Below are 14,132 nucleotides of genomic sequence, written 5' to 3' on the forward strand. Positions count from 1 at the left end.
AACAATATGCAATCGTATGCATAAAAAATGGAGGGGGAAAAATGAAGAAAAGAATTTTGTTAGCATTGTTGTTAGTGGTAGCGCTTTCTATCACAGCTTGCTCAGGTGGTAGCGAGGAGCCAGTTACTGAAGAACCTGGTACACAAGAACCAGCACCAGTTGAAGGCATTAAAGCTAGTATAACAGTTCAAGTTGAACCATCATGGAAACCTTATTATGAGGCTGCTGCACAAAGAGTTATTGAAAAGAACCCTGAAGCAGTGATCGAATTCATAGAAATTCCATCATTTGATCACTTAGACGTTCTTGATGCAACTGATGTTACAAACCCAGATGTTGCAGATGTATTTGCAATACCAGCAGATAGAATTTATGGATTGTCAAGAAATGAAGCTCTTGCAGCATTAGACGCAAAAACTATGGCTGCTAATATAGGTGGATTTGATGATTTTGATGCAGGTTTAGGTGGAAACTTCAATATTGATGGAGAATACTTAGCATTCCCAATGAATATTGAAACTTTAGTAAATTTTGTTAACACTAAAAATGCTGAAAACTTAGGCATAGATTTGACAAAAGACATAGAGTTTACAGAATTAGGATATCAAGATATGTTAATTCCAGCATTTGATGCATGGTTTGGAGTATCATTCACTAATGCTGCTGGGCTTGAGTTATTAGGAAAAGATGATGCTGGTAATTTATACTCAGACATGACTAAAGACTTCAGCGAATTAAATGACCAACAAAAAGCAGTATTTACAGCTCTATATAACTATTGGAAAGAACACAACCAAAATGGAACACCTTTATGGGATGCTGACGCAGCTTGGGGTTATATGGATACTGAATTTGCAACTGGTGGGAATACTGCTATAAGATTAGAAGGTCCATGGTCAACAGCAAGCCTTTCTGCACTAGCAGGAAACGGTGAAGACTTGGATATCATTCCTATTAATAGAGTAACAGTAGCTGGACATCCATTAGCTCACTGGAAAGGTGGATGGGGAATGGTAATCAATTCAAGAAATGAAGGCGATCCAGATAAAATGGCACTAGGTCAAGCTTTCATTGAAGAAGTATTGAATCCAGATTATGCAGTTGATTTCTTCAAAGCAACAGGTAAAATCATGGAAAACGTAAAAGTAGAAGAATATATGAATTCTGATTTGCCAGAAGTTGATAAGAAAGTTATTTCTGCAGTAATTGAATCATATAACAATGCTCCTGCAAGACCACTATTTACTGAATGGGGCTCAGTATGGGATACTTGGAAGAATGGTATCTTATCATGGTCATCAACAAAGCCAGCAACAGTTGAAGAAGCTTACTCAGTAATGCAAGCTGCATTTAAATCAATGATGAATAACTTTTAGTTTTAATAATACTCTGGGAATAGAGATTATTCCCAGAGTATTAAACAATAAAGAGGGATAAGATGAAACATTTATCAAAAAAACATTTCTATATATTATTTATTTTCTGTGCTGCTATTATATTGTTATCTTCTATGGAATTGATGATAATAATAAAGGATGGCACGTTTTTTAATCAGTGGGTTATTTCAAATGACTTGACACAATATCCAATCGAAGAGACTTTTGTGGAATATTTAAATGCCAATTTAATTTCATATGCTCTGAAAATAATTTTTCCAGTGGTATTAGGATTAAGTGCATTTTTAACTCTTAATAAGTTTTATATAAATAAGTTATTGATTTATGTTTTTATTTTCTTGGAATTAGGGGGACTAACATTTACTGCTATAACAAGAAATATAAACTCGTTTTTTTATTTTCTGATATTGGGAATGTACGTTATTCTAATTATTTATACATATATTTTTATAGCCATAAAAGAAGATTTTAACTAAAGGCGGTGAAAAAATTGGGCAAGTATAATGTTTTATTAGTTGATAGTATAGGAAATACTTATGAAAGAAAAAACAAATATCTTCTTGAGCTTGCATTATTAGATGAAAAAATCAAAGAAGAAAAAGATAAAAAAATTAGAAATGAATTAAAAAAACAAAGAAAAGAAATAAAAAGAAATAAAAATAAACATGAGTATATTGTTTCGTTAAAAGATTTTGAAAGAAAAGAAAAAGACTTTCTAAAAGCATTAAAGAAGGAATCTAAAGATTATAGAAACACTTTAAAAGATGAAAAAACAAGTAGAAGAGTTAAAAACTTAAAAGTAAAATTATTTGAAAGTGAAAAAAAATTAAATTTTTACAAAGATTATATAGATCTATCCTATGAGGCTGAATTTGAATGTGAGAAAGCTAGATTAGAAACGATTCACTTACCCAATATAATTGAATTTTTAACAGTAGGTCAGGATGAATTAAGAACAGCAAAGGAAGAAAAGAAAGAATTAAAGAATTTAGATGAATCTAATCTCAAAAAAGAATTCAAGGAATTTAAAAAAGCTCAAAAAGAATTTCTGAAAAAAGAGAAGCTGAGAATTAAAAAATTAAGAAAAGAAGGGCTAATTTCTAAGAAAGCAGAAGAAAATGCCTTGATAGAGTTAAAAAAGAAATATGTAAATGCTCTAGAAATTAAAAGAAGGGAATCGAAAAAATTCTCCAACAAAGAGTTTATAAAGTCTAAAAAATACGACCTCAAAAAAGGGTTAAATACAATGATAAAGGTTATGGAAGCCGATATTTCAGATTTTAGGAGAAAAATTCCTATTGAAATTGAAAAAACCATACCATATTATTCATATTTAACTATTTTGATTCCAGGGTTAGGACAAGGATTAAACAAACAATATATGAAAATGCTTTTATTCTTACTAGGTTCAGCATTTATATATCTTATTGCAATTCCATATGCTCTAGGATATGGGAATTATCAAGGACAAGGTATAGCAGGCCTTATAAACTTGGCTGAAGGCGGACTTAGAATTCATAAATCAATAATATTTATGATAGAAGGGATTGTAGCAGTTTTTCTATCGATAATTGCTTTAGCAATATTTGTTATATCTTTTATAGATGTAAATAAAGTAGAAAAAAATGCCATAAAAGGAATCAGACCAAGCACTTGGAAAGAAACCAAAATCGCTATATCCGAAGATGGATTCCCTTATGTTGTATCCTTGCCAGCTTTATTGATAATTATATTCATAGTACTTGTTCCAATCATGACAACGTTCCTACTATCATTTACCAATATGGATCCACAGCATCAATCAAAGTTTACTTGGATTGGTTTAAGCAATTATAAGATGATTTTGACAGGACAGGGATTAGCAGGTAGAGTTTTCTGGCTGATTTTAGGATGGACATTAGTGTGGACATTGGTAGCCACGACTTTAGCAATTTTGATTGGATTTATTCTTGCTCTTTTAGTAAATAATGAAAGAATTAAGGCAAAGAGATTTTTTAGAACTATTTACTTGCTTCCTTGGGCAGTTCCTGCATTTATCACAATAATGTTCTTCAGCATTATGGTAGCACCAGGAGGGGTGTTAACTGAAATATTAAACGACTTAACTGGATTAAGAATAGAGATAAAAAACAATCCAACATTAACTAGGATTGCGCTTATCTTGATGCAAGGTTGGTTAGGAAGCTCATATATTTTTATACTTACAACAGGAGTATTGCAAGCTATTCCAGGAGATTTATATGAAGCAGCAGATATGGATGGGGCTACTGCTTGGGATAAGGTTAGAAGAATAACCGTACCCTTGGTATTATTTCAAACAGCACCATTATTGGTAACTCAATATACATTCAATTTTAACAATTTTTCAGCTATATTCTTATTTAATGGCGGTGGCCCTTTCAATCCTATTAAATATGGAAATTTAGCAGGGTCTTCAGATATATTGATTTCATATATTTACAAATTGACAATGGATAATCAATATCAGGCTATTGGAGCAGCCATAACAATGTTTATATCTATTGGTCTTATGCTGTTTACTTTCATAGGATTTAGAAATTCTAAGCAATTTAAGGAGGGAAGATTGTAATGGCAAGAAAAAAAGAAGAAAAGGATAAATTGTATCTTTCTGACAAACCTCCATTAACTTTATTTGGTAAAATTGGGATATTCTTATCTTATGTTATTCTATTTGCCTGGGTTTATGCAATCATTTGGCCTTTGTTTCAGATGTTTGTATCTGCATTTAACGGAAAGCAACAACAATATATAATGGCTAATTCTAATTTTGAATTTTCTGTTAGACATTTCCAGTATTTATTTACTGAAACACTTTATTTAACATGGGTTAAGAACACATTAATTATAGCTGGAACCACAGCTATACTTACTTTGATAGTTGTATCGTTTACAGGATATGCATATTCGAGATATAGATTCAAAGGTAGAAAAGCATCATTAATGGCTATCTTGTTAATACAAACCATACCTACCTTTGCTGGTATCACTGCCTATTTTACAATGCATTCAATTATTTCAGCTATAATTCCTCAATTCACTAGACAGATGATGTTGATTTTGATATATACAGGAGGTTCTATAGCATCAAATACATTTATTCTAAAAGGTTACATCGACTCAGTGTCAACTGAATTAGATGATGCTGCTAGGATCGATGGGTGTTCTAATTTTAATGTTTATAGGCTAATAATAATGCCTATAGCTAGGCCTATGTTAACGATAATAGCTCTTTGGTCATTTATAGGGCCTTTTATGGATTATTTATTAGCTAAGGTTCTTTTAACAAATCCAAGTTCATACACATTAGCAGCAGGATTGTATACTCTTGTAACCGATTTTAGAACGATGAATCAACCAGCATTCGCAGCAGGAGGACTTTTAACAGCAATACCAATTGTTGTATTATTCATGGCTTTACAAAAACAACTTGTTTCAGGCTTAACAAGCGGATCTGTTAAAGGATAGGAGGAATTATATAATGAAAGTAGAACTAAAAAATATTGGGAAAAAATACGAAGGTAGAGAAGAATTTACTCTTAGAAATATAAACCTTGAGATAGATGATAAGGATTTTTGCGTAATACTAGGTCCATCAGGATGTGGAAAGACCACATTGTTAAGAATGATAGCAGGACTTAACTCAATAACAGAAGGCGATCTTTTATTTGACAACAGGAGAGTTAATACAGTGCCTCCAAAGGATAGGGATATTGCTATGGTTTTTCAATCATACGCACTTTATCCACATATGACTGTTTACGAGAATATGGCATTTTCCTTAACAATGAGGAAAGAGCAGAAAAAAATAATTGATGAAAGGGTTAGATCTGCTGCTAAATTATTGCAAATAGAAGATTACTTATATGCAAAGCCTGCAGATATCTCTGGAGGGCAAAGGCAAAGAGTTGCATTAGGCAGGGCTATTGTAAGAAACCCTAAAGTTTTTTTAATGGATGAGCCATTATCAAATCTAGATGCTAAGTTGAGAGAACATATGAGAGTTGAATTAGTTAAGATACACAAACAGCTAGGGACTACTTCAATATATGTTACTCATGACCAAACAGAAGCTATGACTATGGCAACAAAGATTGTCCTTTTAGATAAAGGGAAAATCCAACAAGTTGGAAAACCAGATGATTTTTACAATAAACCTAGTAATATTTTTGTTGCTAAATTTATAGGTTCACCTACTATGAATATTATAGAAGGTATCTATAAAGACGGTAAATTTATATCTAAAAATGAGACTATTGTGTTAACTCCTTCAGAAGAAGACCGAAAAGCACTAAAAGAATTCGAAAACAAAAGCATATGCATAGGTATAAGGCCTGAGAGATTTGAGAGTGGCGGAGAATTTGGGGACAATTTTACTGCAACCATAGAAGTAGTTGAAATGCTTGGAAAAGAAAAGATACTTCATGCAAAACTTTCAGATGGTTCGGACTTAGTCATATCTACTCCAGGACATTATGTATATAATGAAGGAGAAGTTCATAAATTTGGATTTGATATTAATGCTATACATTATTTTGATTCTGAAACAACTATGAGAATAAATTAAAGGGAAGAAGATAGAATGCAAAGCATTAAGAGAACCACTATAAAAGATGTTGCAAAGATGGCAAATGTTTCGCCTTCAACGGTATCTAGAGTAATATCAAATAGTCCAAGAATTAGTGAAGAAACTGCAAAAAGAGTTAAATTATGTATGAAAGAGTTGGGATATTATCCCAATGCAATAGCTAGATCTTTAGCTAGTAGTGTTTCTAACACTATTGGACTAATAATGCCTGTTAGACCGGGAGAGACTTTACTTAATCCATTCTTTCAAGAAGCATTAAGAGGTATAGTTAGAGGTGCGACAACTTTTAGCTATGATGTTCTACTATCTACATTTCAAGGCGATGAAGATGAGATAGAGTCAATGAAGAAGTTAATTAGCGCTTCAAAGATAGACGGAGTAATTTTAATGACAAGTAGAGTCAATGATAAAGCCATCGCATATTTAACAGAAATAAATTTTCCATTTTGTGTTATAGGTTCTCCACTTGATGAAGGACAAACCTTCAACCATGTAGACAATGATAATATTACTGCGTCTTATGAATTAACCAAACATTTGATACAACAAGGTAAAAATAAGATATCTATCATAGCTGGGGACAAAAACATGATTGCAACTGTTCATAGAATTAAAGGATATGAGAAAGCATTAATTGAAGCTAAATATGAAATTGATGAGAATTTAATTTATATAGGGGATTTCGATGAAAAAACTGGATATATTTATGCAAAGTATTTATTTGATAACAAAATAAATCCAGATGCAATTCTTGCAACAGACGATTTAGTGGCTTTCGGGGTAGTAAGATACTTGCTAGAAAACAATATTGAAATACCTAATGAAGTTGCTGTTGCTAGCTTTAATAACAGTATACTTTCTAGACAATTTCAGATACCAATCACTTCAGTTGATATACATGCCGATACTTTAGGAGAAGAAGCTGTTAAGATATTGCTTGAAAATATTGAAGGGGGAAATATAAAGAAAACAATAGTTCCTCACACAATTCATATAAGAAAGTCATCAGCAAATCTAAGCTCTCATTTTTAAAATGAGAGCTTAATTTTTATCTTTTATTGAAAAATATATAGATAAATGTTATTATCTTTATATAGTGAATTGTCACTAAATTCTTAATTGTGGGGGATAATATGGATCATAAAATTATTGAAGAAAATTTACAACAAATCGATTCGGTGATTTCAAGTAAAATAATAATTGGTGAGGATAGTCATATTGATGAAATCCATATTGTTTCCAATGGCACAAGAAATCCTAAGCAAATTGCTAGAGATGTAGAATCAGTATTATTGGCTAATTTCGATTATAGAATTGATCACAGAAAAATTAGTGTGGCTCAATTAGATGACATAGATATTAGAAAAATAAAACCTAGATTAAAATTAAACGGAATTTCAAAAGAAACATCTGGGAATAAAGCAAATGTAAAGGTGAGTATTCTAAAAGCTGATGAAGAATTTGTAGGGTATAAAACAGGTGTTAACTCTTATAGAAATATTGAAAGAATGCTTGCAGAATGTACGGTCATGGCTGTAGAAAATTCTTTAGGAATAAATGATTTATTTATAGTAGAAGATATAAGAAATATTACCATAGCTGGAGTGCAAGTAGTTGTCGTATTAGTTTCAAGTCTTATAGATGGGCAGGAAATTATATTATCAGGATCTAGTGTGGTAAAAAATGATTATTATATTTCTGTAGCAAAAGCTACCTTAGATTCAATCAATAGGTTTTTAACAAAATAGCCTAAAATGCCGGCTAAATTTAAGCGAAGAAAAATAAAAATTAGCGGAGCGAATATAGCATGCTTGACTAGCGGATAAGCAGAGTACTCTATGAAGGAGGCTATATTCGATGAAAAAGATCGCAACTATATTGCTAAGCGTTTTAGCACTTGCATTAGCAGCAGGCGCAAACTATTCACTAATCTAGTAAATATCTAGCCGGCATTTTATATATATGGAGGATTTTATGAAACTAAATTTAAAGACCAAAGTTTATTTGTTAGTAATAAGCATATTAGCAATTAGCCTCTATGCGTATATATTTAATAATTACAGAATAGACAATATACCAATGTATATATTCTGGATATTTCTAGCGATAGCTGTGGAATCTTTACTTATACCACTACCAAACAATACAGTCGGCGTGTCTGTTGGATATGCTATAAATGTAGCTACCGTTATAGTTGGAGGACCTTTGCTGGCGGCTACTGCTTCTGGTTTAGGATTTTTATTTAGATTCCCTAAAATTGAAGGAAGAGGTTATGTTCATTTGTTTAATTTGCCGGCACATAAGACATTATTTAATGTAGCACAAAGTGTTTTGGTTTCTGGAATCATGGGGTTACTATATTTAAATACTGGAGGCCAAATCAGCGATTTTTCATTATTTCCGACTTTAGCTATAGTTGCTATAGGTGTGCTAGTAAATACATTTTTTATATCCGTATTTTTAGGGTTATCAAGTGAAACTTCTATAACTAATACGTGGATGGGTAATATCAGAGGGACGTTTCTAAATTCTATAGCTGTAGGAACAATAGGCATAATTATTGCTCTCGCTTTTCTAAGCTATGGGTATGGTGCAGTTATACTGTTCTTTGGCCCACTATTACTTGCTAGATATTCATTTAAATTATACATAGATATGAGAAATTTATATATTTCAACTATTCAAGCATTAAATAAAGCTGTCGAAGCAAAAGATTCTTATACAAGTGGACACGCCAACAGAGTAGAAGAACTTGCAGTGGGACTTGCAAAAGCTTCTCATCTTTCCTTTGATAGTATTGAAAACATAAGAACAGCTGCTGTGCTTCATGACATAGGCAAAATTGGGATTAAAGATGAAATATTAAACAAAGCTGGAAAGTTGACAAAAGAAGAATATGAAATAATTATGAAACATCCAACTATTGGTGCTGACATAATTGGTAAAGTTAATTTCTTAAGTGATGTCACAAAAATTGTCCGACACCATCATGAAAAATATGATGGTTCTGGTTATCCTGATGGATTAAAAGGTGAAGAGATACCTATAGAGGCTAGCATTCTTATGATTGCAGATACTTTCGATGCTATGACAACTGATAGACCTTATCGAAAAGCATTGACAAAAGAGATGGCAATAGAAGAGCTTAAAAAGTACTCTGGAACACAATTTGATCCTAAATTAGTTGAAACTTTTATAAATATGATTAATCAGCAGGTGTGATATGTTTTTAGAACCTTCCTTAATATCAATTATAATAGCAAAACTAAGAGGCGGAAAATTTAAAAATCTTTCCAATGTTGTTTTTAAGGGATATTTTCTTTTTATTGGAGCTTTTCTTTTACAAGGATTATTTGGTTTATTAAATAATAGTACTTCTTCAGAGATCAAATATTTTGTTAGCAATTATTCATTTCATATTATTTTTTTAAGCTATGTATTATTGATTATCACTTCTCTATTAAATATAAAAAAAGTATACATGAAATTATTTATGATTGGCATATTATTAAACTTTATTGTAATAATGGCAAATGGTGGGAAAATGCCAGTTTATTTTTCTCCTAAATTGGATATTGATGAAACTGTAATAGAAGAGAGAGAATATGATATTATACATACTCCAGCAGATGAAGATACTAAATTTTTTATTCTTGCTGACATTATAACTATACCTAAGCCATACCCTCTACCCAAAATAATCAGCATAGGGGATATTTTCATTATGGCAGGTGTTTTTGTGTTTTTTCAGAAAGAGATGTTAAATAATTTATCCCAAACATAATTTGTTTGGGTACATATTTTTATTTGTCTAAATTTTTTTAGTTACAAAAGTTAAACATATTATTTTTAGTAGGTGATTATATGAAAATTTCAGAATTGATTAAGCAATTGGAACACTACGAAATCATAAACTACAATGAAGACTTTGATGTAGAGGGTATTGCATACCATTCTAAAAAAGCAACCCATAATTCAGTTTATGTTGCTATAAAAGGATTTTTGACTGATGGGCATAAGTATATTGAAGATGCTATGCAAAATGGAGCTAAAGCTGCAGTGGTAGAAGATTTTATTGATGCAAATATAATGCAAATAAGAGTTAAGGATTCACGCAAATCTCTATCTTCAATAAGTGATATCTATTATAGCTCACCTACTAAAAAGATGAGAGTAATAGGTATAACTGCCACTAACGGGAAAACTACTACATCATTTTTAGTCGAAAACATATTAAGAAATGCCAAGATAGAAGCTGGTTTATTGGGTAGTGTATTGAATAAATTAGGCAATAAAATTGAAGTCTCAGAACTAACCACTCCCGAAAGCCTTGATTTACAAAGGAATTTTTCTATATTGAAAAATCAAAATATCAATACTTGTGTCATGGAAGTTTCATCATCAGCACTTGAATTAAAAAGAGTAAACGATGTAGACTTTGACATTGTTTCTTTTGCAAATTTAGCAAGAGAGCATATTGATCAACATGGAAGTTTTGAAAATTATTGGATGGCAAAATCAAGTTTAATAAAAAATGCTAAGAAAGGTGCAATTGCTATATTGAATGTAGATTATGAAAGAATAGCATCTTTAAAATTTAATACAATGGCTAATGTTATAACATTTACTATAAACGGAAATGATGCAGATATACTTTGTGAGAATGTGAAGTTAGTTGGGGGTAGGGCTAAGTTTAGTGTTAACATAAGAAATGATATTAATTTAGAAAATTTAGTTATAAAAAAAGATAATTTTGATGTTGAACTTAAAATACCTGGATATCATTCAATAGAAAATGCTATGGCAAGTATATGTATTTCATTAGCTTATGGGATTAATAAAGAAATTATAATAAAAACATTGAGGCAGTTCAAAGGAGTAGAGAGAAGATTTGAGTTTATATATGAAGGAGATTTTCTTATTATAGATGATCATTTTGCTAATTTAAAAAATATTAATTCTACACTAGAAAGTATTAGCGACATGGATAAGAAAAATTTTCATATAGTATATGCAATTAGGGGTAACAGAGGACCAACTGTTAATAGGGAAAATGCAAAAGCTTTGATATCATGGAAAGAAAAATTGGGGTTGAAAAAAATAATAGCTACTAGAAGTATAGGAAGTGTTACATCTAAAGATGAAGTAAAACCTATAGAGGAAGAAGTATTTCGCGAGGAAATTTTTAATTCGGGACTATCTCTAGAAATATATGATACTTTGCATGATGCAATTAAGAAAGCATTAGATGAAGTACAAAAAGGAGATATAATATTATTAGCAGGTTGTCAAGGGATGGATATGGGTGCTAAAATAGCTTTAGATATTATTTCTCAAAAAGATTCTACAATAGATAAATCTAAGTTGTATGAGCCAATAAAAGATAGAGTTTTGGATATAAAAAATGAGCAATAAATTATTTTTATTTTTTCTTAGTTTATGATAAACTATTATTTGCGAAGTAACTGTGTTTTATATAAAAATCAAGGGGGAAGAAACTTGAATTTGAAATCAAAGATCAGAGAGATTGAAGATTTTCCGATTAAAGGTGTTAGTTTTAAGGATATTACTACACTAACCAGAGACAAGGAAGCATTTCATGAAACAGTGAGCCTTATGATAGAAGATTTAAAAGATAAAAACGTAGACTATATTGTTGGGCCCGAAGCTAGGGGGTTTTTATTCGGAGCTGCAGTAGCATATGGACTCGGAGTAGGCTTTATACCGGTTAGAAAACCCGGAAAACTTCCAGGGGAGACAACTAAATATGATTATGATTTAGAATACGGAACAGCAACATTAGAAATTCAAACAGAAGCAATAAAAAAAGGCGATAGAGTTGCGATAATTGATGATTTATTAGCAACTGCAGGAACTGTTTTAGCAGCTACAAAACTCATTGAATCATTTGGAGGAGAAGTAGTAGCACTTGAATTCGTAATAGAGCTAACTGACTTGAAAGGTCGAGAAAAGCTTGAAGGGTATCATGTAAATTCTTTAGTTAAATATGATTAACGTCTTTTGGGACGTTAATTTTTTCTCTAAAAAAGGAGGATTAAATAAATGTGTGGAATTGTTGGATATGTCGGGAATAGAAATGCCCAAGAAGTCATACTTGATGGATTAGATAAACTAGAGTATAGAGGATATGATTCTGCAGGTGTTGGCATAATTGAAAATGGCAAATTAAAAATAAGGAAAATGGCTGGCAGACTCTCTAATTTGGGAAAAAGCTTAGAAGAAGATCCGATTAATGGCAATGTAGGCATAGGTCATACTAGATGGGCAACTCATGGAGTTCCTTCCGATTTAAATTCTCATCCTCATACAAATAGCTCGGGTACAATAGCTGTTGTTCATAATGGAATAATTGAAAACTATAGAGAAATAAAAGAAGAATTAGAAAATGAAGGCTATAAATTTATTTCAGATACAGATACTGAAGTTGTGGCACATCTAATAGATTATTTTTATGATGGCAATCTATTAGAAGCTGTTTTTAAAGCTGAGGACAAATTAAAAGGAGCATATGCATTGGCAATAGTATCTGAAAACAATCCTAATGAAATAATAGCTGTTAGAAACGAAAGTCCACTAATACTAGGAGTAGGAGAGAATGAAACTATAGTTGCATCAGACATACCTGCTGTTTTAAAATACACTAAAAAAGTTGTTTACTTAGATAACAAAGACATAATTAGAATTTCAAAAGATGGTTATGAAATATATGACAAAGGAAGAAACAAAGTTAATAGAAAATCAGAAGAAATCTCTTGGGATGTTGAATCAGCTTCTAAAGAAGGATATGCACATTTTATGCTTAAAGAAATTCATCAACAACCTTCTGCAGTGAGAGAGACTATAGAAAGAAGAATTGATGAAGAAGGAAATATAGTATTAGAAAATATCAGCATAACAAAAGAAGATTTGGATAGAATCAACAAAATATACATCGTGGCATGTGGAACTGCATATCATGCAGGACTTATAGGTAAATATTTATTCCAAACATTTCTAAAAGTAGATACAATAGCAGATATAGCATCTGAATTTAGATACAGTGAACACAATATAGATGAAAACACATTAGTTGTTATTGTAAGTCAATCTGGAGAAACGGCTGATACGCTTCAGGCATTAAAAGATGCTAAAGAAAAAGGCGCTAGAATTTTATCCATCACAAATGTAGTTGGCAGCTCTATTGCAAGGGAATCAGATGATGTATTCTATACATGGGCAGGCCCGGAGATTGCGGTTGCTTCGACAAAAGCTTACACTACTCAGCTGGTTGCCTTTTACTTGATGGCACTTCAATTTGGAAGACTTAAAAACACAATAAAATTGGAATGTTATGAAGAGATATTAAATGAATTAAGGTCAATACCTGAAAAATTAGAAATAACATTGTCAGAATGCGATGAAAAAGCAAAAAAAATAAGTGAGACCATAAAAGACAAACAATCAGTTTTTTATTTAGGAAGAGGACTTGATTATTATACAGCACTTGAAGGTGCCTTAAAATTAAAAGAAATATCATATATACACACTGAAAGTTTTCCTGCAGGAGAATTAAAACATGGCAGCATTGCACTGATAGAAGAAGGAACGCCTGTAATAGCTTTTGCCACTCAGTCTTTGATTTATGATAAAATGGTTTCTAACATAAAAGAAGTAAAAGCAAGAGGAGCTTATGTAGTTGGAGTAACCAGAAAAAAGAATGAAGATCTCAAAGAAATATGTGATGAGGTAGTATTACTAGAGGAAAGCTTTAATATATTCATGCCGTTAATTTCTGTAGTTGTAGCTCAACTCATTTCTTATTATACAGCTCTGTTAAAGGGAAATGATGTAGATAAACCAAGGAATTTGGCTAAATCAGTTACTGTAGAATAAAGGTGTTATTTAGTATCATCTATTTATTAAAAATGAAAAGGGAATAAAATTAAATACATATTGATAAATAAATATTTATCAATATGTATTGATAACATATCAGTGATGTGTTATAATCATCTAGGAATAAACTTAAAAGGTAGTGTAAAAAAAGATATGAAAACAGAAAAATACTTTTGATATGTTTTTAAATAAGATTTGACTAAATTATATACTAAAAAAGGGCATAAGTATAG

At 31.2% G+C, this 14,132-nt stretch carries 12 protein-coding genes; all 12 read left to right on the plus strand.

Features of this window, described 5'->3' with window-relative positions; all coding sequences use genetic code 11:
* The first annotated feature begins 41 nt into the window (after positions 1 to 41).
* The 12 genes from ACTB1H_RS02845 to glmS all read left to right on the plus strand — a co-directional run bounded on the left by ACTB1H_RS02845 (position 42) and on the right by glmS (position 13,896).
* Complete coding sequence (locus ACTB1H_RS02845; protein ID WP_463261319.1) at positions 42 to 1,376, plus strand: sugar ABC transporter substrate-binding protein; 1,335 nt, start codon at positions 42 to 44, stop codon at positions 1,374 to 1,376.
* A 62-nt stretch (positions 1,377 to 1,438) separates the two neighbouring features.
* A complete protein-coding gene (locus ACTB1H_RS02850; protein WP_463261320.1) occupies positions 1,439 to 1,873 on the plus strand; it encodes a hypothetical protein in 435 nt (144 codons plus the stop codon).
* A gap of 14 nt (positions 1,874 to 1,887) precedes the next feature.
* A complete protein-coding gene (locus ACTB1H_RS02855) occupies positions 1,888 to 3,987 on the plus strand; it encodes a carbohydrate ABC transporter permease (RefSeq protein ID WP_463261321.1) in 2,100 nt (699 codons plus the stop codon).
* Positions 3,987 to 4,883: a sugar ABC transporter permease gene (locus tag ACTB1H_RS02860; protein WP_463261322.1), complete on the plus strand. Its 897-nt coding sequence runs from the start codon at positions 3,987 to 3,989 to the stop codon at positions 4,881 to 4,883. Before ACTB1H_RS02855 ends, ACTB1H_RS02860 begins: the two co-directional genes overlap by 1 nt.
* A gap of 13 nt (positions 4,884 to 4,896) precedes the next feature.
* A complete protein-coding gene (locus tag ACTB1H_RS02865; RefSeq protein ID WP_463261323.1) occupies positions 4,897 to 5,982 on the plus strand; it encodes an ABC transporter ATP-binding protein in 1,086 nt (361 codons plus the stop codon).
* Between the two features lie 15 nt (positions 5,983 to 5,997).
* Positions 5,998 to 7,035, plus strand: coding sequence for a LacI family DNA-binding transcriptional regulator (locus tag ACTB1H_RS02870; RefSeq protein ID WP_463261324.1), 1,038 nt, complete (start codon positions 5,998 to 6,000; stop codon positions 7,033 to 7,035).
* A 101-nt stretch (positions 7,036 to 7,136) separates the two neighbouring features.
* Complete coding sequence (locus tag ACTB1H_RS02875) at positions 7,137 to 7,751, plus strand: hypothetical protein (protein WP_463261325.1); 615 nt, start codon at positions 7,137 to 7,139, stop codon at positions 7,749 to 7,751.
* A gap of 226 nt (positions 7,752 to 7,977) precedes the next feature.
* Entirely contained in the window at positions 7,978 to 9,225 is a 1,248-nt protein-coding gene (locus tag ACTB1H_RS02880; RefSeq protein WP_463261326.1) for an HD-GYP domain-containing protein, read from the plus strand.
* A gap of 1 nt (position 9,226) precedes the next feature.
* Positions 9,227 to 9,787 carry a DUF5317 domain-containing protein gene (locus ACTB1H_RS02885; protein WP_463261327.1) on the plus strand — a complete coding sequence of 187 codons (561 nt, stop codon included), beginning with the start codon at positions 9,227 to 9,229 and terminating at the stop codon, positions 9,785 to 9,787.
* Between the two features lie 80 nt (positions 9,788 to 9,867).
* Positions 9,868 to 11,418: a Mur ligase family protein gene (locus tag ACTB1H_RS02890; protein ID WP_463261328.1), complete on the plus strand. Its 1,551-nt coding sequence runs from the start codon at positions 9,868 to 9,870 to the stop codon at positions 11,416 to 11,418.
* 84 nt (positions 11,419 to 11,502) lie between these two features.
* Entirely contained in the window at positions 11,503 to 12,018 is a 516-nt protein-coding gene (locus ACTB1H_RS02895; protein WP_463261329.1) for an adenine phosphoribosyltransferase, read from the plus strand.
* A 48-nt stretch (positions 12,019 to 12,066) separates the two neighbouring features.
* A complete protein-coding gene (glmS, locus tag ACTB1H_RS02900; protein ID WP_463261330.1) occupies positions 12,067 to 13,896 on the plus strand; it encodes a glutamine--fructose-6-phosphate transaminase (isomerizing) in 1,830 nt (609 codons plus the stop codon).
* Positions 13,897 to 14,132: the final 236 nt, after the last annotated feature.

It is taken from the genome of Soehngenia sp. (genome assembly GCF_055108775.1).